Consider the following 23,727-nt stretch of genomic DNA (forward strand, 5'->3'; position numbering starts at 1 on the left):
TAGGGTCGGCCAAAGCGGAGCGCGCCCACCATCTCCTGCCCTAGTTCAACACCCGCTTGTTGTCCGGGCTGTCCAGCGAGAACGTCGGCACGTCAATTTCGAAGCGCTCGCCAGTCGCGCTGACCATCTGGTAGCGGCCGGTCATGAAGCCCGAGGCGGTCGTGAGCGGGACGCCGGAGGTGTATTCGAAGCGTTCGCCGGGCGCGAGCGTCGGCTGCTCGCCGACGACGCCCTCGCCCTTCACCTCCTGCTGCCGGCCCGTGGCGTCGGTGATGATCCAGTGCCGCGTCTTGAGCTGCACGGTCTCGTCGCCGGAATTGGTGATGACGACGGTATAGGCCCAGAAATAACGGGAGCGGTCAGCCGACGACTGCTCCGGAACAAAGTTCGGCTCGACGGTCACTTCGATCTGGCGGGTCACGGCGCGGTACATGATTGCCATCATACCGAAAACCGCCCGGGAACCAAACGCCGGAGACGCCTTGGCGACATCGTCCCGCCAGAATTCGCAGGGAAGTACACGTCCAAATGGGCTTGCAAATGTACTTGCTTGTGATCCGGTCGCTTTGCGAGATGACGGCCGGACCGGTACACTCCTTGCCACGTCGCGATTTGCGGAAGGGTTTTTAGGCCCCCGATGACCATTGCCGACCAAGTGACGGGATCGACGATCGCGGGAACCGCTAAACCTGTGGAGGTCAAGTCCGCGGGAGCGAAGCGGCGCGCGGCCGCGCCGGCCATTTCGCTGCCAGCCATCGGCGAGCGCGAGCTCCGGCTGGACCTATTCCGCGGCCTTGCGCTGTGGCTGATCTTCATCGACCATTTGCCGCCGAGCCTTCTGACCTGGTTCACGATCCGCAATTACGGCTTCAGCGACGCCACCGAGATCTTCATCTTCATCTCCGGCTATACCGCCGCCTTCGTCTACGGTCGGGCGATGCTGGAGTCCGGCATCGTCGTCGCCACCGCGCGCATCCTGCGGCGCGTCTGGCAGATCTATGTCGCCCACGTCTTCCTGTTCACGATCTTCCTTGCCGAAATCTCCTACGTCGCGACCAGGTTCGAGAACCCGCTCTACACCGAAGAGATGGGCATCATGGATTTCCTCAAGCAGCCCGACGTCACGATCGTGCAGGCGCTGCTGCTGCGCTTCCGTCCGGTCAACATGGACGTGCTGCCGCTCTACATCGTGCTGATGCTGGCGCTGCCCTTGATCCTGTGGCTGATGAAGTGGCGCCCCGACGTGACGCTCGGCCTCTCGGTCGCGCTCTACGCGGTGACCTGGGAATACGACCTCTATCTGTCGGCCTATCCGAACGGCTTCTGGGCCTTCAATCCCTTCGCCTGGCAATTGCTGTTCGTGTTCGGGGCATGGTGCGCGCTCGGGGGTGCGCGACGCATGTCGCACATTCTGGCTTCGCGGGTGACGATGTGGATCGCGATCGCCTATCTGGTTGCGGCATTCTACGTGACGCTGACCTGGTATGTGCCGCAGCTCTCCCACTTCATGCCGAAGCGGCTCGAGCAGTGGATGTATCCGATCGACAAGGCCGACCTTGACGTGCTGCGCTTCACGCATTTCCTGGCGCTGGCCGCGCTCACCGTGCGCGTCCTGCCCCGGGACTGGCCGGGCCTGAAATCGCCCTGGCTGCGGCCGCTGATCCTGTGCGGCTCGCATTCCCTGGAGATATTCTGTCTCGGCGTCTTCCTCGCCTTTGCCGGCCATTTCATCCTGGCCGAAGTCTCGGGCGGCCCGGTCATGCATGCGCTAATAAGTCTCTCCGGAATCCTGATCATGTGGGCCATGGCCTGGCTGATTTCGTGGTACAAGCGGGTGGCTGACAAGAGCGGTTCGAAAACCAAAAGCGCCGTCGGCAGCGCCGATATGGCGGGAGGGGGCTGATGAAGGCGAAGGTTTTCCTGAGCCTGATCCTGCTGTGCGGTGGTCTCGCCGCGCCTCCGGCGCGCGCGGACGATGCTGCGCCGGCTGCTTCAGCCGCGCCCGCAGCCTGTGAAGTGCCGTCCTATCTGCTCACCAGCGAAAGCCAGCTTCCCAAGGTCGCCGATGCCGTGAAGGCCGGCAAGCCGCTCGAAATCCTGGTCATCGGCAGTCGCTCGACCACGATTCCGGCTTCCGAGGACGCCTCTTATCCGGCGCGGATGCAGGCCATCCTGAAGGACAAGCTGCCGCCGTCCGAGACTGTGCACGTCTCCGTAGAAATACAGAGCAAGAAAACGGCCGAGGAGGCGGCTGCCAGCTTCGTTAAGCTGATGGAAGCAAAAACGCCTACTTTGGTCATCTGGCAGACCGGGACTGTCGATGCTATCCGAGCCATCGATCCCGATGATTTTCGTGGCGCGGTGACCGAAGGGGTTGTTGCGTTGCAAAAGGCAGGGGCTGACGTCGTCTTGATGAATTTGCAGTACAGTCCGCGTACCGAAACCATGATCTCGGTGCCGCCATACCTCGACAATATGCGGGTGGTGGCGCAGGAGCACGATATTCCGCTGTTCGATCGGTTCGCGATCATGCGGCAGTGGAATGATCAGGGCCAGTTCGACCTATTCAGCCCGTCGCGCGGGCCCGAGTTGGCGAAGCAGGTCCATGATTGCCTTGGCCGGGCGTTGGCACAGTTCCTGATCGACGCTGCCCATCTGGAGCCGGCCCAGCAGCAAAATTGAGGTCTAGCGTTAATGAGTTCTCTCCGCCCTTTTTGCCTGACGGCATGGCTGGCTGTGCCCGCAGCAGCGGTGCTGCTGTTGCTGAGTCCGGCCTCGCAGTCCCACGCGCAGACGCAGGCCGCGCAGGCAACACCGGCCCCGCAGCAGTCGGCTGATCCGGCTCCCGCTTCACCGTCCCAGACCACCGTCGCAGCGACGTCCCCCGACCAGCGCGGCATCACGGCGCGCGCCATCGACAAGGTGAAGCAGGTCGCGAAATCCGCCGGCGACATCTTTAGCCGCGTGCCCTGCCTGTCGCCGAAGGGCGGCTCGAAGGCGATGGGCTCGCTGCCGCATGTCGCGGGCAAGCTCGTCGCCGGCCAGCCCGTCGTCATCGTCGCGTTCGGCTCGTCGTCGACCGCGGGATTCGGCGCGAGCTCGCCGGAGTTCAACTATCCCAATCGCCTTGCCGCGCAGCTGCACCGGCACTATCCGACCGCCGACATCACCGTCGTCAATGCCGGCGTCGGCGGCGAGGATGCGCCCGAGATGATGAAGCGTCTCCAGAAAGAGGTGATCGACGTGCATCCGGATCTGGTGATCTGGCAGGTCGGCACCAATGCCGTGCTGCGCAATCTCGATCCTGGCGAGACCGCCAAACTGGTCGAGGACGGCATCGCTCGCATCCAGGCCACCGGCGGCACCGACATCGTGCTGGTCGATCCGCAATATTCGCCCGCCGTCAACCAGCGCGCCGAGAGCGCCGGCAAGATGGTGAAGCTGCTCGGCAAGGTCGCCGAGCTCCGTCACGTCGGCATCTTCCCGCGCTTCGAGGTGATGCGCGACTGGCACGAGAAGCAATCGCTTCCGGTCGAGAGTTTCGTGATCGCCGACGGACTGCACATGAACGATTGGGGCTATGCCTGCTTCGCCCAGCTCCTCGGCGACGACATCATTCGCTCCGTCGGCCAGATCAAGCTCGGCGTGAACGTGCCCGCGGACGTGCGGACGTACCGGCCAATGTGACTTGTCGTCCCGGCCCCCATGCGCAATTGCGCACTAGGCCGGGACGACAATAACTCACGCCTTCTCCAGCGCCGCGGTCAGATCCTCGATCAGATCGTCCGCGTGCTCGAGGCCTGCCGAGAAGCGGATGAATCCTTCGCTGATGCCGAGCGCGGCGCGGTCCTCCGGCTTCAAACGCTGATGCGTCGTGGTCGCGGGATGGGTGACGAGGCTCTTGGCGTCGCCGAGATTGTTCGAGATCTTGGCGAGCTTGAGCTCGTTGAGCACGCGGAACGCCGCCTGCTTGCCGCCCTTGACCTCGAGGCCGACCAGCGTCGAGCCGCCGCGCATCTGCTTCTTCACCAATGCAGCCTGCGGATGATCGGCGCGGCCGGGAAACACCAGCCGCGAAATCTTCGGATGGCTCGCCAGCACGTCCGCGATGCGCGCCGCCGTCTCGGTCTGCGCGCGCACGCGCACGGCGAGCGTCTCCAGCCCCTTGAGCAGGACCCAGGCGTTGAACGGCGAGATCGACGGGCCGGTCTGGCGCATGAAATTGTGGATGTGCTCGGCGATGAACGCTTCCGAGGACAGGATGATGCCGCCGAGACAGCGGCCCTGGCCGTCGATGTGCTTGGTCGCGGAATAGACCACGACGTCGGCGCCGAGCGCGAGCGGGCTCTGCCAGATCGGGGTGGCGAACACGTTGTCGACGACGAGCCGCGCGCCGCCACTATGCGCGATCTCGGCAATGCCGGGAATGTCGAGCACGTCGAGCGTCGGATTGGTCGGGCTCTCCAGGAAGAACGTCTTGGTGTTCGGCTTCATGGCGCGCTGCCACTGGTCGAGATCGAGGCCGTCGACCAGCGTGGTCTCGATGCCGTAGCGCGGCAGTAAATCCTGCACGACGTAGAGACACGAGCCGAACAGCGCGCGCGAGGCCACGACGTGATCGCCGGCCTTGAGCGGCGCCAGGATCGCGGTCGTCACCGCGGCCATGCCGGTCGCGGCCGAACGTGCCGCTTCGGCGCCTTCGAGCTCGATCATGCGGCGCTCGAACATCGAGATGGTCGGATTGGAGTAGCGTGAATAGATGAAGCCGGGGTCCTCGCCCTTGAACCGCGCCTCGCACTCCTCAGCGCTGTTGTAGACGTAGCCCTGGGTCAGGAACAGCGACTCCGACGTCTCGCCATATTGCGAGCGTAAGGTGCCGGAATGAACCAGGCGAGTTTCGGGACGGTAGTGGGCGGTTGGCGCCGGGGACTTCGACATAGGACCTCCTGAAGTGACCATCGAGAATGGTCACAAAAAAACCGGCCTGGAATATCTCCACGGGCCGGGATCACAGAGGTCCCCGGCCTGTTTAGCGACTTATTTAACGTGGCTGCAAGCCGGCCGGCTCAAATCACCACGGGATAAGTCATGCTCATATTCCGCAATGCCCTTTCCGTCAAGACGTCCATCGGATAGCCGTAAAACGCTCATATTTCCCGCATGTCGGGATGTGTTTGATCCCTGATGAGGACCCCGGGTTGACGTTCACGGTCGCCGCCGACGCCAATGGTATCCTGCCCGACCGCATGATCGCGGCGATGGCGGAGGGCGGTCTCATCCTGCCCGCTTACGACTTCGTCGAAAGCCAGATCCAGCCGGCGAGCCTCGATTTGCGTCTTGGCGATATCGCCTATCGCGTTCGCGCCAGCTTCCTGCCCGGTCCCGGCGCCACGGTCGCCGAGCGCATCGACGAGTTGAAGCTGCACGAGTTCAGCCTCGCCGACGGCGCGGTGCTGGAGACCAACTGCGTCTACATCGTGCCGCTGCTTGAAAGCCTCGCGCTGCCGCCGGAAATCGTCGCGGCCGCCAACCCGAAGAGCTCGACCGGCCGGCTCGACGTCTTCACCCGCGTGATCGCCGACGGCACCCGCCGCTTCGACATGATCGGTGCCGGCTATCACGGCCCGCTCTATGCCGAGATCAGCCCGAAGACGTTTCCGGTGCTGGTCAGCGAGGGCTCGCGCCTGAGCCAGGTGCGCTTCCGCACCGGCGATGCCATCCTCAACATCGACGACCTCGAGGCGCTGCACGCGACCGAGCGTCTCGTCGATATCGACGATGCCGACCTCACCGGCGGCGTCGCCGTCTCTGTTGATCTCTCCGGCGAGAAGAGCGGCGGCTTCGTCGGCTACCGCGCCAAGCGCCACACCGGCGTCATCGACGTCGATCGCCGCGCCGGCTATTCCGTCGAGGACTTCTGGGAGCCGATCTCGGCCCGTCCCGACGGCAGCCTGATCCTCGATCCCGGCGAGTTCTATATCCTCGCGTCGAAAGAGGCGGTGCAGGTGCCGCCCGATTACGCCGCGGAGATGGTGCCGTTCGATCCGCTGGTCGGCGAGTTCCGCGTGCATTATGCCGGATTCTTCGATCCCGGCTTCGGCTATGCCGGCGCCGGCGGGCTAGGCTCGCGCGCCGTGCTCGAAGTGCGCTCGCGCGAGGTGCCGTTCATCCTCGAGCACGGCCAGATCGTCGGCCGCCTCGTCTACGAGAAGATGCTGGCCCGCCCCGACGCGATGTACGGCCAGCGCATCGGCTCGAACTACCAGGCGCAGGGCCTGAAGCTGAGCAAGCATTTCCGGGTGTAGGGATAGCCTCACCTTCCGCTGTCATGCCTCGGCTTGACCGGGGCATCCAGTACGCCGTAGCCTATTGGTTCGATCACATCCGCCTCTGGAATACTGGATCGCCCGATCAAGTCGGGCGATGACACCGAATCTGTGTCAAGATGGGAAGTGAATCCGGGCTACGTCCGAGGTGGCGAAATGACAGATCAATCCGAACTCGACGCAAGAATCCTCGACGACGTCGCCGACGCGCTGATCTATTCGGATCGCTCCGGCACGATCATGCGCTGGAACCGCGCATCGTCCGCACTGTTCGGCTTCTCGGCGGACGAAGCGCTGGGCCAGAATCTCGACCTGATCATTCCCGAACATCTGCGCGCCGCGCACTGGAAAGGTTTTGAGGCCGCGCTTGCCAGCGGCGCGATGAAGCTTGCGGGCAAGCCGACACTGACCCGCGCGCTGCACAAGGACGGACGCAAGCTCTACATCGAGATGACCTTTGCGCTGGTGCGGGACGCCGCTGGAGTGGTGCAGGGATCGGTGGCGATGGCACGCGACGTCACCGAGCGCGTCGAGCGCGAGCGTGCCGCCAAAGCCTCGCAAACTAAGCCTGCGCAAAATTCGTGATGCGGAATTGGCGCGCCGGCGTGCAGGGCTCCCTGCGTGCGGCTCAGCTTGTCCGTCACCGGATGCAGTGACACACTCGATCAGAACAACGATCGGGAGCGAACATGACCGCACCAGACCCCGCGCAGGAAGCTCAATGGAAACGCTGGCGCGCGGTTGCCGATCTCTATCACGCCTACTTCACCGGTCTGATCCTCACCGTGGTCACGCGTCGCGGCACGGCAGATGCTGCGGAGTTCGTCTTTCGCGTGTTCCGCCGCCAGCAGCAGGAGCGCTTCCTGCCGGGGCTGGAGAAGCTCGGGCTGAGCCATCTGCCGCCCGCCGTGGCAGCCGCGCAATATCACTATCTCTCGAACTGGATCGGCGGCGTGCACGTCGAATACATGTATGAGAGCGACCGCAAAGCCTGGATCCGCTATCCGCCGCCGCGCTGGATCTGGAAAGGCACTGCCATCTGCGGCGTGCCGGGCGAAGTCTCGCGCGCGATGCTGCGCGGCTGGCACGCCAACAACGGCGTGGCGCTCGGCGATACCAGATTGGGGTTCGTCTGCACCAAGCAGAGCGTCGACGGCCAGGACGGGCTCGAAGGCTACTATTATCAATATGACCAGCCCCTCGAGCTCGACCAGCGCCTCGTGTTCGCGCGGCACCTCGAAGCCCCGCTGTTCGATGCAGCCGCGGCTCCGGCGTTGCCGGTCGCAAGCTGGCCAAGGCCGAGACTGGAAAAAGCCTATCGCAACTATGCGATGGAATATGTGCGCACCGCCGCGCCCGTGATGGTGCAGCTGTTCGGTCCGGAGGATGCGGGCTATCTCCTGCACCTCACGGGCAAGCTGATCGGGATGCAATATTTCGATGAGGTCGCTGCGGCGCTGTCGATGGGCCGCGGCGGTGCGAGCGAATTCGCGACGTTCCTCAACGCGCTGTTTGTCGCGCAGGACGATGCGGCTGAGACGACGCAATCCGAGGGCACGTTCGAAATCCGTCAGCAGAGCTGGAGGTTGATGGAAGACGGCGCCGATAACCACTCCGCTTGCGCCAAGGTGCTGGCGGGGTTGTTCGAGGGGCTTGCGGCCGGGTGCGGCCGGCACATCGGCGTGCACCTGTCCCCGACACCGAGCGGTCGTCCGCCATTGCTCTGGACGATTGGGTAGACGACGGCGTCACCGCGCTGCCGCAGGGCACGCCTGCACCTAGCGCAGGAGGAATCGCTGCGCGTCGTGCTAACAAGCCTCTTGTTGCGCCCTGCGCGAACCAATTCATTGGCACACCCAAGCATTGCTGCGCCGGAAATGGCGCTTTGCCCGGAGAGGACATGTCAGACATCGCCGAAATCCCGGTCGATGAACAAGAGCGTCCGCTGCCGCCGCCTCCGCGCCCCGTGAGGAGCGCGCTGATGGACGGGCCGATCCTGCGCACGCTGCTCGGGCTGGCCTGGCCCAACGTGGTCGCGCTCTCAGCCGGCACCTGCACCGTGATTGCGGAGACCTCCTATATCGGACGGCTCGGCGTGGAAGCGCTGGCCGCGATGGCGCTGGTGTTTCCGACAGTGATCCTGACCATGACCATGTCAGGCGGTGCGATGGGCGGCGCGGTGGCCTCCGCCATCGCGCGCGCGCTCGGCGCGGGCGATCGCGAGCGTGCCGGGACGCTCGCCGCGCACGCGCTGCTGATCGGCATCAGCTTCGGCCTCGTCTTCATGCTGGGCATGCTGATCTTCGGGCCCAAGGTGCTTGAGATGCTCGGCGGCCGCGGCGACGTGCTGACGCATGCGATCGCCTACACCCAGGTGTTTTTCGGCGGCGCCGTGCTGCCCTGGCTGCTCAACACCATGGCCGGCGTCCTGCGCGGCACCGGCAAAATGAAGCTGCCGTCGCTGTTGATCCTCAATTCCGCGGCCTGGCAGATCGTGCTCGGTGGCACGCTTGGCCTCGGCCTCGGTCCGGTGCCGCAATTCGGCATGCGCGGGGTCGCCGCCGGCGCGCTGATTGCCTATTGCATGAATATCGGCGTGATGGGCTGGTACCTGTTCTCCGGCCGCGCCCGCGTGACGCCGAAGCTGCGCGGACTTCGCATCCAATGGGCGATGTTTTTCGACATCCTCAAAGTGGGCGCCATCGCCTGCTTCTCGCCGCTGCAATCGGTGCTGACGATCTCGATCTTCACTCACATGCTTGCGAAATTCGGCACCGCGATCCTGGCCGGCTACGGCATCGGTGCGCGGCTGGAATTCCTGCTGACCTCGATCGCGTTCTCGTTCGGCATCGCCTCGGTGCCGATGATCGGCATGGCGGTCGGCGCCGGCCGCATCGCCCGCGCCCGGCGCATCGCCTGGATCGCAGCGGCGAGCGCCTTCGTCGCCGTCGGTGCACCGGCGTGCCTGGTCGCGGCCTTCCCCGATCTCTGGGTGAACATCTTCACGGACAGCGCGACCGTGCGCGCCACCAGCCACCAATATTTGTCGACAGTGGCGCCGTTCTACGCCTTCATCGGCCTCGCCTCGACGATGTATTTCTCGTCGCAGGGCGCTGCGAAGGTGATCGGCCCGGTGCTGGCGCAGACCGCGCGGCTGATCTACATCTCGGCTGTCGGCTGGTGGCTGTCGACGCATGATGCCACCGCGCAAAGCTTCTTCTGGCTGGCGGCGAGCTCGATGGTCGTGCTCGGCCTGCTCTCGTGCTCCAGCGTGGTGCTGACACGCTGGGGACCGCGCCAAACCAAACCTGCGATCAGGCCGGCTCTGTCGGCCGCCGCGGACTAGCGGTGCCTGTGGCGGCGATGGCCGCCACCACCGCCGACATTGGCGAGCCGCATCAGTTGCGGAATCATCGCCATCATGTCGCCGCCACCGGCGCCGCCGAGCATGCCCATGATATCGCCGCCGCCGATGCCGCCCATTCCGGCCGGCATGGTGCCGCCTCCACCCATCGGCGCGTAGCCGCCGTAATTGGGCGCGCCGAAACCGCCGCCGAGGTTGCCGGCGCCGAGGCCGCCAATGCCACCGCCGCCCATCATGCCAAGACCACCACCGCCATTCTCCATCATGCGGCTCATCATCGGGCCCATGGTCTGCATCATCATGCCGAAGCGGCGCTTGCCCATCTTGGCCTTCATCATCTCGAGCATCGGCGCCATCTGGGTCATTATGTCCTCGCCGCCGGCACCGCCGCCGCCGAAGAACTGCGCCTTTGCCGGCGCGCTCGAAATCGAAAACATCAGCAGCACGGCGGCCGCCTGGCAGATCACCTTGTCCGCACCTCTCATGGCCTGCTCCTCGCGTGCGTGGCGCCGCCGGGAGAGCGGAGCCAACCGGACGCACGGCGCCATCGTTATTGCGGACGAGGGCTGGGCTCTGTGAGAAAGATCACGCAGCTGCGGCCGGAAACGCGCGGTGTATGGCGGCGACGGCGTCCTTGGTCTGTCCCTGCACATAGGGCGCGAGCTCGTTCGGCAGCATGTCGATGATCCAGACCAGGCGGCATCTCGCCTCGCCCTCGGCGATCACCTGCACCGAGGCGCTGTAATGCTTCAGCCGCTCGTTGTTGATCGCGTAGACCAGCCGCTGCCGCGCATCGTCGCAATCGACCAGCACCTCGCGCGCCACCGATCCGTTGGCGAAGGTGACGATGCGCGTGTCGCCGTCGAGCGTGCAGGCCGTGACGAAGCCCGGCGCCAACCGCCGATGCAGCGCGCCGAAATCGCGCACGGCATCCCAGACGTCGCGCGCTGGGGCGTTGAGGGGAATGTCGTTGTGGATGGAGGCCATGATGCAATCCTGGTTGAGTTCCTTGATGTAGAGAAGCGAGCGATAGCGCCGTCATCCCAGCTGTCATCGCCCGACTCCATCGGGCGATCCAGTATTCCAGAGGCCGCTGTGATTGAATCGAGGAGCTGCGGCGTACTGGATACCCCGGTCAAGCCGGGGGATGACAGCGTGTGTGTGGTGAGGGCTGCCGCGTTCACACACAGACCGCCTCAACATTGTTGCCATCGGGATCGATCAAAAACGACGCGTAGTAAGTCGGGCTGTAATCCTTGCGCGGGCCGGCGCCGCCATTGTCGCGGCCACCGCTCTTCAAGCCCTCGCTGTGGAATGCCTTGACCGCGTCATGATCCCCCGCGCGAAACGCGATGTGCACGCCATCGGCTTTGCGCCCCTTGTTCAGGTGCAGCCACAGCGCCGGCTCGCCCTTCGGCCCGAAGCCGGCATAACCATCGCCACTCGAGCACACGACATAACCGAGCGGCGCCAGCACCGCGGTGTAGAAGCGCGTGGCGGCGTCGAGGTCGGCAACGCGCAATCCGATATGGTCGTACATGGTCGTCTCCATTGCCAAAGCGCGCCACAATCGGCGCGCGCCGGAGACGAACCTAGTCAGTTGAGGGCAAGCTGCTCTTGGAGAATCTTGCGCTCTCCCTTCGAAGCCTGGCGGAACTTGGTCGGCGATACACCAGCGGCGCGGTGGAAGGTGCGGACGAAGTTGGAGAGATCGCCGAAGCCGACGTCGTAGGCGATGTCGGTGACTGCGATGTCGTCGTCAGTCAGCAGCCGCGCCGCATGCCGCAGCCGCGAGCGCACCAGATATTGATGCGGAGTGACGCCGAGCACGGCGGAGAACAGCCGCAGGAAGTGGAAGGGGCTGAGGCCTGCCTGCCGTGCCGCCTGTTCGAGGTCGACCTCGGCATGCGAGTTGGCGTCGATCCAGAGCGCGGCTTCCACGGCGCGGCGGCGATCACGCGCCGTCGGTGTCGTCGGCTTGCGCGCCTTGCCCGACACGACATCGACGAAACGACCGGTGAGGATCTGCCCGACCTCGTCGAGACCGAGGTCGCTGTTGCCATCTGCCGCCGTCTGGGCGAGCTCGCCCAGCACCATCAGCTCGGGCAACGGTGGCGTCGCGCCGACCTGCCAGACGTCGCTCCGGCCGCCGAGCGCGTCGACCAGATCCTCGCTGAGGAAAAAGGACAGGCAGACGTCGCCGGCGACGTGCTCATGTGTGCAGGTGTATTCCTCGCCTGGCGCGCCGACCAGCATCGAGCCCGCCACCAGCTCGAAGAAGCCGGCGCGGCAATGACAGCCAAAGCTGCCGGCGCGGACATAGGCGATGGAATGGCCGGTGCGGCACTCCGCAAACGGGCTGTCGTCCGGTCCCGCGTCGCAGCGAAACTCGGAGACGGTCATCGAGGGGGTGGTCAGCAGCGTTGTTGCATCCATCCTCCCTATCTAGGTGGAGGGTCTCGGTGGGGCAACGGGCAGCAGGACGTCGAACAGCGTCTTGCTGGCGATCGGATGGGTGCCCTCCAGCGACAGCAGCCGCCGCTTGGAGATTACGCCGCCATAGGGCGAGAGCCGGTCGGTGTAATTGCCGGCCTCCAGCACCCGGTGGCAGGGCACGATCAGCATGTAGGGATTTTTCGCGATCGCCTGTGCCACCGAATGCGCGGCGCCGGAGGCGCCCAGCGCCTTGGCGATCTCGTGATAGGTGCGCGTCTCCCCGCGCGGGATGGCGCAGGCCGCCTCGTAGACCCGCCGGTTGAAGCCGGGCACCCCGCTCGCGTCCAGGCTGACCTCGGAAAAATCAGCATCGCTGCCCTGCAGCAAGCTCACGATGCCCTCGATCGCGAACTCGGCGTTCGCGGAAGGCCGCTGCTCGCGTGCCTCGGGATGGATCTGGAAAATCCGGCGGCGGGTGTCGATCTCCCGCGCCTCCGGCAACTGCACGGCGACGACCCCGGTGCTGCTCCAGATGATGCCGCAGCGCCCTATGGTCGTGTCGAATATCGCGTAGCCATGCCCCACCATACACACGCCCCCACGCAACGTACGCTCTCCCCAGACCGCGACCATAACACCGCCACAATCCGCCGCACCCAAAATCGTACCGGAAACTTAAGAAGGGGCGGGCGGGCTGCGCCAAAGCGCTTGGCGAGATGCGCCGTCTCGGCTAATCAGAGCGGGCGCAAGCTGCGCATCCGCGGGCGTAGTTCAATGGTAGAACGGCAGCTTCCCAAGCTGCATACGAGGGTTCGATTCCCTTCGCCCGCTCCATCCTTTAGTTCGGCAGGCTCCGCAGAAATTCCACGATCGCCGCGTTCACCTCCGCCGGCCGTTCCTGCTGCGTCCAGTGTCCGCACCCCGGTAGCATCTTGATCTCGCGTAATTGCGGCACCCATTGCTTCATGTTGGCAACGTGCTCGGCGGCGCCAGGGAAGGCCATGACCATGTCGTAGTCGCCGGCGATGAAGAGCGAGGGCACGACCACCTTGACGCCCTCGAAGGCGCCCATCAGCTCCCAGTTGCGATCGATGTTGCGATAGTAGTTGAGCGGTCCGCGAAACCCACTATGGGCAAATTCGGCGCCGTAATAGTCGAGGTCCGCGCTGCTCAGCCACGACGGCAGCGGCACCTGCACCTTCGGCAGCATGCCGTCCTTGCGAGAGACCATGCCGACACCGGCGGTCCGCCCTTGACGCTCGGCATTGGCGCGGATCACCGCCGCGCCTTCGCCGGAACCGCCATAGAGCATCGCGCCGAGCGTTGCGCGCGTATCCCTTTCGAATTCTGCTTCGGCGACACCCGGCTCCTGGAAATACAGTTGATAGAACTGCGCATCCGCCGTCTGTGGCATTACGCTCGTCGGCCGCACCGGACTGCGTGGTCGATAGGGCACGCTAAGAATGGCGGCGGCGCGGAAGCGGTCGGGCCGCAGGCGCGCCGTGTGCCAGGCGATCGTCGCGCCCCAGTCGTGCCCGACGATGACGGCGTCCTTCGCCTCGAAAGCGTCGAGCACGCCGACGAGGTCGCCGACCATGTGGAGGATCGTGTACTGGTCGATCGCTTCGGGCCGGTCGCTCTTGCCGTAGCCGCGCATGTCAGGGGCGACCGCGTGGAAACCGGCTGCCCCCAGCGCCTCGAGTTGGTGACGCCAGGAGTACCAACCTTCCGGAAAGCCGTGGCAGAGCAGCACCATCGGCCCCTTGCCCTGCTCGGCGACGTTGAGGCTGATGCCGTTGGCCTTGATCGTCCGCTGCGTCGGTTCGCCCATGTCGCCGCCTCCCGGTCATCGTCGTTGGGTCTGTCCTAGTCGGCCCTATAGGCTCCGCAAAGTTTCTAATATATTGGCCCCTCGCTTCCGGCACGCACGCATCGCCCAGCTTAAGCTTCTCGCGGCCCTGATGGGTGCGGTCCTCGTGTCGGCAATGTTCGGATCAGAGACCAGGACCTGTAAAGAAAATGGACCAGCAGAAACTCGATCGCGCGATCGGTCGTCGCTTGAAGACGCTGCGGACGCAGGCCGGCATGACGCTGAATGAGCTCGCAGGCCGCTCCGGCGTCAGCCGGGCGATGATCGGGCGGGTGGAGCGGGCGCAGAGCAGCGCGACGGCTGCGCTGCTGGGAAAACTCTGCGCCGCGCTCGACGTGTCGCTCAGCGACGTCGTCGCGCTGGCCGAAAAGCCGCCGGAGCGGCTGGTGCGGCTCGCCGACCAGCCGCACTGGCGCGATCCCGACAGCGGCTATCGCCGCCGTCACGCGTCGCCCACGGACGCGGCGAGCGGCATCGAGATCATCGTCGTCGATTTGCCGGCCGGTGCGCGGGTGCCATACAGCCCTTGGGGCCGCAATGCCTTCACCCAGCAGCTCCTGATGCTGGAGGGCGCGATCGCCGTGCACATCGACGCCAAGGCGGTTCGCCTGCGCGAAGGCGACTGTCTCGACTTCGATGTGATGCGCGCGGTGATCTTCGAGAACGAGACCAGACAGGACGCGCGCTACGTCATCATCACGCGCCGCGGCGCGTCCTACGGCAAGATGTGAGACCGTGACGATGCAGATCCGCACCGGCGACACCTTTGATCCGCGCGTCATCGCGCTGCTCGATCATCACGTCACGGCGGCGCGGGCGCAGACCGCGCCGGGCAGCGCCCATGCGCTCGATCTCTCCGGACTGCGCGCGCCCGACATCGCGTTCTGGACCGGCTGGGACGGCGAGACGCTGGTCGCCGTCGGTGCGCTGAAGACGCTGTCAGCCGAGCACGGCGAGGTGAAGTCGATGCACACGCTCCAGACCACGCGGCGGCGCGGCTTTGGCGGTGAGATGCTCCGCCACATCGTCACAGAAGCCCGCGCGCGCGGCATGGCGCGGCTCAGCCTCGAGACCGGCTCGTGGGACTATTTCAAGCCGGCGCTCGCGCTCTACCGGGCGCATGGCTTTGTCCTCTGCGGCCCGTTCGAGGGCTATGTCGAGGATCCCAACAGCCTGTTCCTGACCCTCGACCTGTCGGCCAGCCGATAGCTCAGGAGCGCGTCTCCTCGATCCTGTCGAGCACGCGCTCGGGAGCGATGTCGCGGCTTGCCTCCTCCAGATCCCGTTTCGAGTCGGGCTGGACATCGAGCCGCTCGGCGATCTGCGTAAGGAGGCGGGCAACCTTGGTCAATTCGTGCTCGGCGAGAAGGCTGATCTGGAGATCGAGATCGGCGCGCTTGTCCGCTGCTGCACTCATGCGGTTCTGCGAGATCAGCACGAATGTCGACAGGAAGATCGCCTCGACCGAAGCAATCATCGCCAGCACTACGAAGCTCTCGTCCCAGGCCGGGATTCCCGGCAGCCAATGCAGATTGGCGATGATCCAGAAGCCGAACACAGCGACATGGAGATAGACGAACGCCATGCTGCCGGTGAACGCCGTGATCGCATCGGCAAGCTTTTCCTGACCCTTGGCAGCGCGCTGCTCCCGGCGGCGGCGCTCGACCAGAGCCTGGATGTTGCGCTCGAGCGTCGGGCTCAATCCCTCGCCCGGATCATGGGTGATATCGTTATGCACAGGGCGGCAACGGCGGACGGGAAAGGCTGTTCCTGGGCTGAGCTGCGGGAAAATGCTGCCGCCTCTCAAAATGAGTTGCGTACCTCAAAACACCTCTGCTAGCCTTCAGCCATGGCCGAGACGCTCACCACGACCGCGCTGACGCTGAAGGACATCGCCCGCCAGGCCGGCGTCAGCCTCGCGACGGTGGACCGCGTCCTGCACAATCGGCCGGGCGTGCGGCCGGATACGGTCCGGCGCGTCAAGGAGGCGATCGAGCGCAATTCGTTCCAGCCGCACGTGGCCGCCGCCGAGCTCGCCCGCGGCCGCGCCCGCCGTTTCGCCTTCGTGATGCCGTCGGGGCCGAACCCGTTCATGCAGCAGATCCAGGATTATCTCGGCGAGATGTCGGGCTGGTTGTCGTCCCGCCGCCTTGGCGTCGAGACCGTCGCGACCGACGTGTTCGATCCGTCCATGCTCGCGGCATCCCTGGAAGGGCTCTCGGATGATTACGACGGTGTCGCTGTGGTGGCGCTGGATCATCCCAGGGTCCGCGCCGCGATCGACGATCTCGTCGATGCCGGCGCCAAGGTCGTGACGCTGGTCTCGGACGTGCCGTCGTCGCGCCGGCACCATTATGTCGGCATCGACAACATTGCTGCGGGGCGGACTGCCGGCGCGCTGGTCGGGCGGCTGGTCGGACAAAAGTCCGGCAAGGTCGCGATCGTCGCGGGCTCGCAGGGCCTGCGCGATCATGCCGAGCGCATTTTTGGCTTCAACCAGGTGATGGCGTCGGAATTCCCCGGCCTCACCGTGCTGCCGGTGCTCGAAGGGCGCGACGAGGACGCGCGTTCGGAGCAGGTGTTGACGCGGCTGTTGAGCCGGCATGCCGACATCGTGGGTCTTTATAATGTCGGCGCCGGTACGCAAGGCGTCGCCAACGCGTTGAATGAAAAGGCGTTGAGCGATGCCAGTCGCGACAAGCAGGCGGTGTTCGTCGGACACGACCTCACCGCGTTGACGCGTCGGCTGCTGCTGCAGGGCGTGATGCATGCCGCGATTTCGCAGAACCCCGGACATGAAGCGCGCGCCGCCGTACGTGTGCTGCTCGCGCTCGCCCGTGGCGAGCCGATCTTGCGCGAACAGGAGAAGATCAGGATCGACATCGTGATGCGGGACAATCTGCCTTAGCGGCAGGTGGAATTCAAAACGACCCGTTGCGGGTAAGGCGACTTTGAGTTCGCGCACCGCAACAGGCGAAAGGGAGGACGGCGTGTATCTCGGAATCGACATCGGCACATCGGGTGTGAAAGCGGTGCTCGTCAGCGAAGCCGGCGCTGTTGTCGCGACGGCGGCGCGCGAGCTTGCGCTGTCGCATCCGGCGCTGCTGTGGTCCGAGCAGGATCCCGATGCCTGGGTCGATGCGGCGGTCGGCGCGGTCGACGATCTTGCCGCCCGCCATCCCCGCGAGGTCGCGCGGGTGCGCGGCATCGGACTATCCGGCCAGATGCATGGCGCGACGCTGCTGGACGAGGACGGAGCGCCGCTGCGTCCCGCGATCCTCTGGAACGACGGTCGCTCGCATGCCGAATGCGTCGCGCTGGAGCGGCGCTGCCCGTCGTTGCATACGATCGCCGGCAATCTGGCCATGCCCGGCTTCACCGCGCCGAAGCTGCTCTGGGTCGCCAGGCACGAGCCGAAAATCTTCGCGCGCGTCGCAAAGGTGCTGCTGCCGAAGGCCTATGTCCGCTATCGCCTGACCGGCGAGATGGTCGAGGACATGTCGGACGCGGCCGGCACGCTATGGCTCGACGTCGGTCTGCGCCGCTGGTCGCCCCTGCTGCTGCATGCCACCGGGCTCGATCTCCATCACATGCCACGCCTGGTCGAGGGCAGCGACGTCAGCGCGACGCTCGCGCCGGACTACGCTCAACGCTGGGGCATGACTAGGGATGTCGTGGTCGCCGGCGGCGCCGGCGATAATGCCGCGAGCGCGATCGGGCTCGGCGCCATCGCGCCGGGCGATGCGTTTCTGTCGCTTGGCACATCCGGCGTGGTGTTCCGCGTCACCGATCGGTTTGCACCGGCGCCGGCCGCGGCGGTCCATGCGTTCTGTCACGCGCTGCCCGGCCGCTGGCATCAGATGGGCGTGATGCTGTCGGCGGCGGCTTCGCTGGCCTGGCTCGCGGGCGTGATGGAGACGCCGGCGCCAGCGCTGCTGGCGCCGCTCGGCGAGCGCGTCGATGGACCGAGTCCGGTCAAATTCCTGCCTTATCTCGACGGCGAGCGCACGCCGCACAACGATGCCGCCGCCAGCGGTGCCTTCGTCGGCCTGCGCGGTGCGACCGGGCGCTCCCAGATCGTTCAGGCCGTCCTCGAAGGCGTCGCCTTCGCTGCGCGCGACAATCTGGCGGCACTGAGCGCGGCGGGCGGGCCGCTTCCCGAGGTTGATCTCGTCGGCGGCGGCTCGCGCTCGCCGCTGTGGGCGCAGATCTGCGCCGATGTGCTCGGCATCCCCGTCCACCGCGTCGAGGAGGGCGAGGTCGGAGCGGCGCTCGGCGCCGCCAGGCTCGGACGGCTCGCCGCCACCGGCGAAGACGCGGCTGCGGTTTGCACCCGTCCGCGGCGGCTCGCGAGCTTTACGCCTCGCGCATCGGTCAGCGCGGCCTATGACGAGGCCTATCGCCGCTGGCGCGAACTTTATCCCGCGTTGAAGGAGTGTGCCTGAGTGACTGCGTCAGTGAAATTCTTCGATACAAGCGTACCTGTCGCCTTCGCCGGCGGAGATGCCGGCAACACGCCTGCCTTCCGCTGGTACGACAAGGACCGCCTCGTCCATGGCCGCAGGATGGAAGACCATCTGCGCTTTGCGGTCTGCTATTGGCACTCGTTGTGCTGGCCCGGCGGCGATCCCTTTGGCGGCGAGACGTTCCTGCGGCCCTGGCATCACGGCGCCGATGCGATGGCGCAGGCGCGCGCGAAGGCCGACGTCGCCTTCGAGCTGTTTCGCCTGCTCGACGTGCCCTTCTTCACCTTCCACGACGTCGATGCGGCGCCGGAAGGCAACTCGCTTGGCGAATCTGTTGCCAACCTCAATGCCATCGCCGATCTGTTCGAAGCGAAGATGGCCGCAAGCAAGGTGCGCCTGCTCTGGGGCACCGCCAATTTGTTCACGCATCGCCGCTACATGGCGGGCGCGGCCACCAATCCAGACCCGGAGATATTCACCTATGCCGCCGGCCAGGTCCGCGCCGCGCTGGAGGTGACGCACAGGCTCGGCGGCCAGAACTACGTGCTGTGGGGCGGGCGCGAGGGCTACGAGACGCTGCTCAACACCGATCTCAAGCGCGAGCTCGACCAGCTCGGCCGCTTCGTCTCGCTGGTGGTCGAGCACAAGCACAAGATCGGCTTCAAGGGACCGATCCTGATCGAGCCGAAGCCGAAGGAGCCGACCAAGCACCAATATGATTTCGACGTCGCCACCTGCTACGGCTTCCTCGCGCGTTACGACCTGCTGAAGGACGTCAAGCTCAACATCGAGCAGAACCACGCCATCCTCGCCGGCCACTCCTTCCATCACGAGGTCGCGCTGGCGGAGGCGCTGGGTGTGTTCGGCTCGCTCGACATCAACCGCGGCGACGATCTGCTCGGCTGGGACACTGACCAGTTCGCGATGAACGTGCCCGAGCTTGCCCTGGTGTTCCACGAGCTCCTGAGCCGCGGTGGCTTCAGCTCCGGCGGGCTCAATTTCGACGCCAAGATCCGCCGCCAGTCGATCGATCCCGACGATCTGATCCATGCCCATGTCGGCTCGATGGATGCCTGCGCGCGGGCGTTGCTCGCCGCTGCGGACATGCTCGACGCCGGCGTGCTCACTGGGCCGCTCGCGAAACGCTACGAGGGATGGGCCGGGCCTGAAGGCCGCGCCATTCTCGGCGGCCAGCGCTCGCTTGCCGAACTTGCCGACCGCGCGCACGGCCCGGGCTTTGACCCGCAGCCGCGCTCGGGCCGGCAGGAATATCTGGAATCCCTCGTCAACCGCTACGTCTGAGGAAGGCCGCTGATGACAAATGCACAAGCGACACCGGTCCTCGAGCTGACCGGCATCGGCAAGGAGTTCGGCGCGATCCGCGCGCTGCATGATGTCGACATGCAGGTCCTCCCCGGCGAAGTCGTCGGCCTGATGGGCGACAACGGCGCGGGCAAGTCGACGCTGGTCAAGATCATCGCCGGCAATTTCCGCCCCAGCCACGGCGAAATCCGCTTCGCCGGCAGCGCCGTCCATTTCAACCGGCCCGTCGATGCCCGCGGCGTCGGCATCGAGGTGGTCTATCAGGACCTTGCGCTCGCCGACAATCTCACCGCAGCGGCCAACGTGTTTCTCGGGCGCGAGCTGAAGCGCAGGATCGGGCCGTTCGCGTTGCTCGACCACAAGGCAATGGCGGCGCGTGCGCTGGAGCTGTTCGGCGAGCTGCGCTCGGAGACGCGCCCCGACGATCTCGTCAAGCAGATGTCGGGCGGCCAGCGCCAGGCGGTTGCGATCGCGCGGACGCGGCTCTCCAACGCGAAGCTGGTGATGATGGACGAGCCGACGGCCGCGATCTCGGTCCGCCAGGTCGAGCAGGTGCTCGGCCTGATTCACCGGCTGAAGGAGCAGGGCGTTGCCGTGATGCTGATCTCGCACCGCATGCCCGACGTGTTCGCGGTGTGCGATCGCGTCATCGTCATGCGCCGCGGCGAAAAGCGGGCCGACAAGCCCATCCACCAGACCTCCCCCGAGGAAGTCACCGCCCTGATCACCGGCGCGAAGGAGGCGGCGTGATGGCCATGCCCATGGAATCTCCGATCACCTTCTCGAACATCGGCAAGATTAGATGGTGGCAGCGCGGCATTTTCGCGTCCCAGACCGGCTATGTCCTGCTCGCGCTGGCGGTGCTGCTGGTGGTCATGCATTTCGCCAGCCCGTACTTCTTCACCGAGGGCAACATGCAGAACGTGGCGAAGAATTTCTCCTTCATCGCTATCGCTACCCTCGGCGTCACCTTCGTGATCATCACCGGCGGCATCGATCTGTCGGTCGGCTCGATGATGTGCTTCTCCGCCATGATCACCTCGATGGTGATGACCGAGCTGTCGGCGCCCGGCTCGCCGGCGGGATCCCTGTTCGTGCACATGGCGGCCGACGGCAAGACCGTGCTCGCCAATGTCCCTGGCCTGATCCTGGTGGTCTCGCTCCTCGCCGGCCTCGGCGTCGCGCTGCTCGCCGGCCTCGTCAACGGCTTCTGTATCGCGGTGCTCGGCCTGTCGCCGTTCGTCACCACCCTCGGCATGCTCTCGATCGTGCGCGGGCTCGGCTATGTCGTCTCCAACGGACGGGGCAGCTTTCCCGGTGGGCCGGATGCCGGTTATTTCTACGCGCTCACCTCCGGCGACGTGCTCGGCGTGCCCGTGCCATTCATTTATCTGATCGTCCTCGCGCTGGCGATGGCCGTGGTGCTGCACCACAGCTCGTTCGGCCGTCACGTGTTCGCGCTCGGCGGTAACGAGAAGGCGGCCGAACTCACCGGCATCCCGGTCGTGCGGGTGAAGATCGAGGTTTATGTGATCTGCGCGCTCGCCGCAGGCCTCCAGGGCATCATCATCTCGGGCTGGCTCGGATCGGCGCCGGCCAACATGGCGACGTCCTACGAGCTCAACGTGATCGCTGCGGCCGTCATCGGCGGTGCCAATCTCGCCGGCGGCATCGGTGGTCCACTCGGCGCCATCGTCGGCTGCGTGCTGCTCGAGGTGATCCGCAACGGCCTCGTGCTCGCCCAGGTCAGCTCCTACTGGCAGCAGACGCTGGTGGGCGTGATCATCATCCTGGCCGTATTGGTCGACCGCATCCGCTCGCGGATGATCTGAAACGACGTCGTTCCGGGACGGCAACGAAAATGCCGCCTGTCCACTTCCCGGACGATCTTGAGAGGACAGGCGCCAAAGAAGGGTGGAGGAGACGATGAGGAAATTTCTACTTGCCGGCATCGCGGTGGCGATGATGGCTACGCCGGCGTTTGCCGCAAACTACCGGTTCGTGATCGTGCCCAAGGCGATGAACAATCCGTTCTTCGACTTCGCGCGCGACGGCTGCCTGAAGCGTGCCAAGGAGCTCGGCAATATCGAGTGCATCTACAAGGGGCCGGTCGAGCACGAGCCGGCGACGCAGGCCCAGATCATCCAGGACTTCGTCACCCAGAAGGTCGACGGCCTCGCCATCTCGGTTGCCGACGTCGCGGCGATGACCAAGTCGATCGACGCGGCGACCGCGGCCGGCATCCCTGTCATCACCTTCGACGCCGATGCGCCCCGCGCCAAGCGCATCGCCTATATCGGCACCAACAACAAGGAGTTCGGCGTCGCCCTCGGCAAGGAGCTCCTGAAGCTGCGGCCCGACGGCGGCAAATACGCCATGGTTTCGGGTGGTCCCGGCGCCAAGAACCTCGCCGAACGCGTTGACGGCGTGCGCGAGGCGCTGAAGGGCTCGAAATGGACCGAGGTCGCGGGCTCTCCAACGTTCTGCAACGACGATCCCGCGCTGGCGGTTCAGCAGATGACTGACATGCGTACCGCGACGCCCGACCTCGCCGCAATCGTTCCCATCGGCGGCTGGCCGATGTTCGCCCCCGAAGGCTTCAAGGCCTTCGCGTCCAGGTACAAGAAGGATATCGATTCCGGCAAGTTCACGCTTGTCGTGGCCGATACGCTGAAGATGCAGCTCGAGCTGTTGCGCGATGGCTACGCCAATGCGCTGGTCGGCCAGCGTCCGTTCGAGATGGGCGAGAAGGCGATGGACACGCTGCTCGCCATCAAGAGGGGCGAGAAGGTGCCGGAGATCGTTTATACCGGCCTCGATCTCGTGACCAAGGACAACGTTGCGCAGATGTTGAAGTAGGAGCGTCGCCAGCCCCACGCTCCTGCGTGCCTCTCCCGCTTGCGATTTTCGCAAGCGGGAGAGATGATTTTGGCTGTTGGGGAGGACTGTTAAGGCAATGGGAATGAAAAGGTCGCGGCTCGGCTCGCTCGATGTCACCTCATTCGGCCTCGGTTCTGCCCCGCTCGGCGGATTGTTCACCCCCGTCAGCGATGCCGATGCGGAAGCGACCATCGCAAGCGCCTGGTCGCTCGGAATCCGCTTCTTCGACACCGCGCCGCTCTACGGCTTTGGCCTCGCGGAGCGACGCCTTGGCGCATTCCTGCGGCAACAACCCCGTGACTCCTACGCGATCTCGACCAAGGTCGGCCGTCTACTGCGTGCGCCCGATGGCGCTGCCGCCGAGGACGAGCATTACAAGGGCACGTCGCGCGAGCGGCCGGTGTTCGATTTCAGTTATGACGGCGTGATGCGGTCGGTGGAGGAAAGCCTGGCGCGGCTTGGGCTCGACCGCGTCGATGTCCTGCTCGTGCATGATCCCGACGATCACTATGACGACGCCGTCGCCGGCGCCTTCCGCGCGCTCCAGCGCCTGCGCGGGGACGGTACCGTCAAGGCGATCGGTGCCGGCATGAACCAGTCGGACATGCTGGTCCGGTTTGCAGAGGCCGTTCCGGTCGACTGCTTCCTGCTCGCCGGCCGCTACACGCTGCTCGACCAGGGCGCGCTGGATGCGCTGTTCCCGGTCTGCGCGGCGAAGAATATCGGCATCCTGCTCGGCGGCATCTACAACAGCGGCATCCTGGCCAATCCGCACACGGGCGCGAAGTTCAATTATCAGGATGCCGATGCGGCACTCGTCGCCCGCGCGCTCACGCTCGACGAGCTCTGCCGCAAGCACGGCACCGAGCTGAAAGCCGCCGCGCTGCAGTTCTGCATGGCCCATCCGGCAGTCACGGTCGCCGTGACGGGCGCGCGCAACGCCGCGGAAATTGCCGACAACATCGCGATGTCGGAGATGGCGGTGCCGGCGGCGTTCTGGCAGGAGCTGCGTGGGCGAAAACTCGTCGACGCCCGCGCGCCATTGCCGGCCGGAGCGTAAGG

Annotated in this window: 25 protein-coding genes, 1 tRNA gene and 1 riboswitch; of the genes, 17 read left to right on the forward strand and 9 right to left on the reverse strand. The window is 65.6% G+C overall.

Annotation, left to right across the window (positions count from 1 at the left end; all coding sequences use genetic code 11):
* Positions 1-40: 40 nt before the first annotated feature.
* The gene (gene apaG, locus IVB50_RS12960) at positions 41-433 is read right to left on the reverse strand and encodes a Co2+/Mg2+ efflux protein ApaG (protein ID WP_026233080.1); all 393 of its coding nucleotides are present in this window, start codon (positions 431-433) and stop codon (positions 41-43) included.
* Between the two features lie 204 nt (positions 434-637).
* Here apaG and IVB50_RS12965 point away from each other — a divergent pair, with 204 nt between their 5' ends.
* Genes IVB50_RS12965 through IVB50_RS12975 form a run of 3 tightly spaced genes read left to right on the forward strand, consistent with a single transcriptional unit; the run spans position 638 to position 3,687 of the window.
* A complete protein-coding gene (locus IVB50_RS12965) occupies positions 638-1,903 on the forward strand; it encodes an OpgC domain-containing protein (protein WP_085349686.1) in 1,266 nt (421 codons plus the stop codon).
* Complete coding sequence (locus tag IVB50_RS12970) at positions 1,903-2,682, forward strand: lipolytic enzyme (RefSeq protein ID WP_018456073.1); 780 nt, start codon at positions 1,903-1,905, stop codon at positions 2,680-2,682. The genes IVB50_RS12965 and IVB50_RS12970 overlap by 1 nt, the downstream gene beginning before the upstream one ends.
* Positions 2,683-2,694: 12 nt before the next feature.
* The gene (locus tag IVB50_RS12975; RefSeq protein ID WP_026233081.1) at positions 2,695-3,687 is read left to right on the forward strand and encodes an SGNH/GDSL hydrolase family protein; all 993 of its coding nucleotides are present in this window, start codon (positions 2,695-2,697) and stop codon (positions 3,685-3,687) included.
* Positions 3,688-3,741: 54 nt separating this feature from the next.
* Here the strand turns inward: IVB50_RS12975 and IVB50_RS12980 are convergent, their stop codons facing one another.
* Complete coding sequence (locus IVB50_RS12980; RefSeq protein ID WP_007615678.1) at positions 3,742-4,938, reverse strand: O-succinylhomoserine sulfhydrylase; 1,197 nt, start codon at positions 4,936-4,938, stop codon at positions 3,742-3,744.
* 70 nt (positions 4,939-5,008) lie between these two features.
* Positions 5,009-5,088: riboswitch (SAM riboswitch) on the reverse strand.
* A gap of 110 nt (positions 5,089-5,198) precedes the next feature.
* On the opposite strand from IVB50_RS12980, the gene IVB50_RS12985 reads away from it, so the two are divergent.
* The 4 genes from IVB50_RS12985 to IVB50_RS13000 all read left to right on the forward strand — a co-directional run bounded on the left by IVB50_RS12985 (position 5,199) and on the right by IVB50_RS13000 (position 9,672).
* Complete coding sequence (locus tag IVB50_RS12985) at positions 5,199-6,305, forward strand: 2'-deoxycytidine 5'-triphosphate deaminase (protein WP_247295970.1); 1,107 nt, start codon at positions 5,199-5,201, stop codon at positions 6,303-6,305.
* Between the two features lie 177 nt (positions 6,306-6,482).
* Positions 6,483-6,911 (forward strand): PAS domain S-box protein, encoded by a 429-nt coding sequence (locus tag IVB50_RS12990; RefSeq protein WP_018456077.1) that lies wholly within the window; start codon positions 6,483-6,485, stop codon positions 6,909-6,911.
* Positions 6,912-7,015: 104 nt separating this feature from the next.
* Complete coding sequence (locus IVB50_RS12995) at positions 7,016-8,065, forward strand: hypothetical protein (protein WP_204513160.1); 1,050 nt, start codon at positions 7,016-7,018, stop codon at positions 8,063-8,065.
* A 161-nt stretch (positions 8,066-8,226) separates the two neighbouring features.
* Complete coding sequence (locus tag IVB50_RS13000) at positions 8,227-9,672, forward strand: MATE family efflux transporter (RefSeq protein ID WP_247295972.1); 1,446 nt, start codon at positions 8,227-8,229, stop codon at positions 9,670-9,672.
* On the opposite strand, the gene IVB50_RS13005 is transcribed toward IVB50_RS13000, so the two are convergent.
* From IVB50_RS13005 to IVB50_RS13025, 5 genes are all read right to left on the reverse strand, one after another.
* Entirely contained in the window at positions 9,669-10,175 is a 507-nt protein-coding gene (locus IVB50_RS13005) for a hypothetical protein (protein WP_026233082.1), read from the reverse strand. The genes IVB50_RS13000 and IVB50_RS13005 overlap by 4 nt on opposite strands.
* Positions 10,176-10,275: 100 nt before the next feature.
* Positions 10,276-10,677, reverse strand: coding sequence for an SRPBCC family protein (locus IVB50_RS13010; protein ID WP_018456081.1), 402 nt, complete (start codon positions 10,675-10,677; stop codon positions 10,276-10,278).
* Between the two features lie 193 nt (positions 10,678-10,870).
* Positions 10,871-11,230 (reverse strand): VOC family protein, encoded by a 360-nt coding sequence (locus IVB50_RS13015; RefSeq protein ID WP_026233083.1) that lies wholly within the window; start codon positions 11,228-11,230, stop codon positions 10,871-10,873.
* Between the two features lie 56 nt (positions 11,231-11,286).
* A complete protein-coding gene (locus tag IVB50_RS13020; protein WP_018456083.1) occupies positions 11,287-12,126 on the reverse strand; it encodes an AraC family transcriptional regulator in 840 nt (279 codons plus the stop codon).
* 9 nt (positions 12,127-12,135) lie between these two features.
* Positions 12,136-12,714 carry a methylated-DNA--[protein]-cysteine S-methyltransferase gene (locus IVB50_RS13025; RefSeq protein ID WP_018456084.1) on the reverse strand — a complete coding sequence of 193 codons (579 nt, stop codon included), beginning with the start codon at positions 12,712-12,714 and terminating at the stop codon, positions 12,136-12,138.
* 172 nt (positions 12,715-12,886) lie between these two features.
* On the opposite strand from IVB50_RS13025, the gene IVB50_RS13030 reads away from it, so the two are divergent.
* A tRNA-Gly gene (locus IVB50_RS13030) sits at positions 12,887-12,960 on the forward strand.
* A gap of 4 nt (positions 12,961-12,964) precedes the next feature.
* Here the strand turns inward: IVB50_RS13030 and IVB50_RS13035 are convergent.
* Positions 12,965-13,957, reverse strand: a complete 993-nt coding sequence (locus tag IVB50_RS13035; RefSeq protein ID WP_018460107.1) for an alpha/beta hydrolase — start codon at positions 13,955-13,957, stop codon at positions 12,965-12,967.
* A gap of 188 nt (positions 13,958-14,145) precedes the next feature.
* Between IVB50_RS13035 and IVB50_RS13040 the strand changes: the two genes are divergently transcribed.
* Both IVB50_RS13040 and IVB50_RS13045 read left to right on the forward strand, forming a co-directional pair.
* Positions 14,146-14,727, forward strand: a complete 582-nt coding sequence (locus IVB50_RS13040) for an XRE family transcriptional regulator (protein ID WP_018460106.1) — start codon at positions 14,146-14,148, stop codon at positions 14,725-14,727.
* A 10-nt stretch (positions 14,728-14,737) separates the two neighbouring features.
* Positions 14,738-15,205, forward strand: a complete 468-nt coding sequence (locus IVB50_RS13045) for a GNAT family N-acetyltransferase (protein WP_085384941.1) — start codon at positions 14,738-14,740, stop codon at positions 15,203-15,205.
* A gap of 1 nt (position 15,206) precedes the next feature.
* Here the strand turns inward: IVB50_RS13045 and IVB50_RS13050 are convergent, their stop codons facing one another.
* Positions 15,207-15,734, reverse strand: coding sequence for a DUF1003 domain-containing protein (locus tag IVB50_RS13050; RefSeq protein WP_018460104.1), 528 nt, complete (start codon positions 15,732-15,734; stop codon positions 15,207-15,209).
* Between the two features lie 111 nt (positions 15,735-15,845).
* Here IVB50_RS13050 and IVB50_RS13055 point away from each other — a divergent pair, with 111 nt between their 5' ends.
* From IVB50_RS13055 to IVB50_RS13085, 7 genes are all read left to right on the forward strand, one after another.
* A complete protein-coding gene (locus IVB50_RS13055; protein ID WP_018460103.1) occupies positions 15,846-16,904 on the forward strand; it encodes a LacI family DNA-binding transcriptional regulator in 1,059 nt (352 codons plus the stop codon).
* A gap of 82 nt (positions 16,905-16,986) precedes the next feature.
* The gene (gene xylB / locus IVB50_RS13060) at positions 16,987-18,441 is read left to right on the forward strand and encodes a xylulokinase (RefSeq protein ID WP_018460102.1); all 1,455 of its coding nucleotides are present in this window, start codon (positions 16,987-16,989) and stop codon (positions 18,439-18,441) included.
* The gene (xylA, locus tag IVB50_RS13065; RefSeq protein ID WP_026233946.1) at positions 18,442-19,764 is read left to right on the forward strand and encodes a xylose isomerase; all 1,323 of its coding nucleotides are present in this window, start codon (positions 18,442-18,444) and stop codon (positions 19,762-19,764) included.
* 12 nt (positions 19,765-19,776) lie between these two features.
* A complete protein-coding gene (locus IVB50_RS13070) occupies positions 19,777-20,535 on the forward strand; it encodes an ATP-binding cassette domain-containing protein (protein ID WP_007597833.1) in 759 nt (252 codons plus the stop codon).
* The gene (locus IVB50_RS13075) at positions 20,535-21,617 is read left to right on the forward strand and encodes an ABC transporter permease (RefSeq protein ID WP_018460100.1); all 1,083 of its coding nucleotides are present in this window, start codon (positions 20,535-20,537) and stop codon (positions 21,615-21,617) included. Before IVB50_RS13070 ends, IVB50_RS13075 begins: the two co-directional genes overlap by 1 nt.
* 94 nt (positions 21,618-21,711) lie before the next feature.
* The gene (locus IVB50_RS13080; RefSeq protein WP_026233945.1) at positions 21,712-22,644 is read left to right on the forward strand and encodes a sugar-binding protein; all 933 of its coding nucleotides are present in this window, start codon (positions 21,712-21,714) and stop codon (positions 22,642-22,644) included.
* A 103-nt stretch (positions 22,645-22,747) separates the two neighbouring features.
* Positions 22,748-23,725, forward strand: a complete 978-nt coding sequence (locus IVB50_RS13085; RefSeq protein WP_018460098.1) for an aldo/keto reductase — start codon at positions 22,748-22,750, stop codon at positions 23,723-23,725.
* Positions 23,726-23,727: the final 2 nt, after the last annotated feature.

The organism is Bradyrhizobium sp. 87, from assembly GCF_023073015.1.
GTDB lineage: Bacteria > Pseudomonadota > Alphaproteobacteria > Rhizobiales > Xanthobacteraceae > Bradyrhizobium > Bradyrhizobium canariense_D.

What these genes read in the sequence shown, in the direction of transcription:
- IVB50_RS12970 (WP_018456073.1), top strand. Translation starts at nt 1,903, where the DNA reads ATGAAGGCGAAGGTTTTCCTGAGCCTGATCCTGCTGTGCGGTGGTCTC.
- IVB50_RS12980 (WP_007615678.1), bottom strand. Translation starts at nt 4,938, where the DNA reads ATGTCGAAGTCCCCGGCGCCAACCGCCCACTACCGTCCCGAAACTCGC.
- IVB50_RS13045 (WP_085384941.1), top strand. Translation starts at nt 14,738, where the DNA reads ATGCAGATCCGCACCGGCGACACCTTTGATCCGCGCGTCATCGCGCTG.
- IVB50_RS13035 (WP_018460107.1), bottom strand. Translation starts at nt 13,957, where the DNA reads ATGGGCGAACCGACGCAGCGGACGATCAAGGCCAACGGCATCAGCCTC.
- IVB50_RS13000 (WP_247295972.1), top strand. Translation starts at nt 8,227, where the DNA reads ATGTCAGACATCGCCGAAATCCCGGTCGATGAACAAGAGCGTCCGCTG.
- IVB50_RS12995 (WP_204513160.1), top strand. Translation starts at nt 7,016, where the DNA reads ATGACCGCACCAGACCCCGCGCAGGAAGCTCAATGGAAACGCTGGCGC.
- IVB50_RS12975 (WP_026233081.1), top strand. Translation starts at nt 2,695, where the DNA reads ATGAGTTCTCTCCGCCCTTTTTGCCTGACGGCATGGCTGGCTGTGCCC.
- IVB50_RS13085 (WP_018460098.1), top strand. Translation starts at nt 22,748, where the DNA reads ATGAAAAGGTCGCGGCTCGGCTCGCTCGATGTCACCTCATTCGGCCTC.
- IVB50_RS12965 (WP_085349686.1), top strand. Translation starts at nt 638, where the DNA reads ATGACCATTGCCGACCAAGTGACGGGATCGACGATCGCGGGAACCGCT.
- IVB50_RS13075 (WP_018460100.1), top strand. Translation starts at nt 20,535, where the DNA reads ATGGCCATGCCCATGGAATCTCCGATCACCTTCTCGAACATCGGCAAG.
- IVB50_RS13080 (WP_026233945.1), top strand. Translation starts at nt 21,712, where the DNA reads ATGAGGAAATTTCTACTTGCCGGCATCGCGGTGGCGATGATGGCTACG.
- IVB50_RS13055 (WP_018460103.1), top strand. Translation starts at nt 15,846, where the DNA reads ATGGCCGAGACGCTCACCACGACCGCGCTGACGCTGAAGGACATCGCC.
- IVB50_RS12990 (WP_018456077.1), top strand. Translation starts at nt 6,483, where the DNA reads ATGACAGATCAATCCGAACTCGACGCAAGAATCCTCGACGACGTCGCC.
- IVB50_RS13005 (WP_026233082.1), bottom strand. Translation starts at nt 10,175, where the DNA reads ATGAGAGGTGCGGACAAGGTGATCTGCCAGGCGGCCGCCGTGCTGCTG.
- IVB50_RS13040 (WP_018460106.1), top strand. Translation starts at nt 14,146, where the DNA reads ATGGACCAGCAGAAACTCGATCGCGCGATCGGTCGTCGCTTGAAGACG.
- IVB50_RS13015 (WP_026233083.1), bottom strand. Translation starts at nt 11,230, where the DNA reads ATGTACGACCATATCGGATTGCGCGTTGCCGACCTCGACGCCGCCACG.
- IVB50_RS13020 (WP_018456083.1), bottom strand. Translation starts at nt 12,126, where the DNA reads ATGGATGCAACAACGCTGCTGACCACCCCCTCGATGACCGTCTCCGAG.
- IVB50_RS13010 (WP_018456081.1), bottom strand. Translation starts at nt 10,677, where the DNA reads ATGGCCTCCATCCACAACGACATTCCCCTCAACGCCCCAGCGCGCGAC.
- apaG (WP_026233080.1), bottom strand. Translation starts at nt 433, where the DNA reads ATGTACCGCGCCGTGACCCGCCAGATCGAAGTGACCGTCGAGCCGAAC.
- IVB50_RS13025 (WP_018456084.1), bottom strand. Translation starts at nt 12,714, where the DNA reads ATGGTGGGGCATGGCTACGCGATATTCGACACGACCATAGGGCGCTGC.
- IVB50_RS13070 (WP_007597833.1), top strand. Translation starts at nt 19,777, where the DNA reads ATGACAAATGCACAAGCGACACCGGTCCTCGAGCTGACCGGCATCGGC.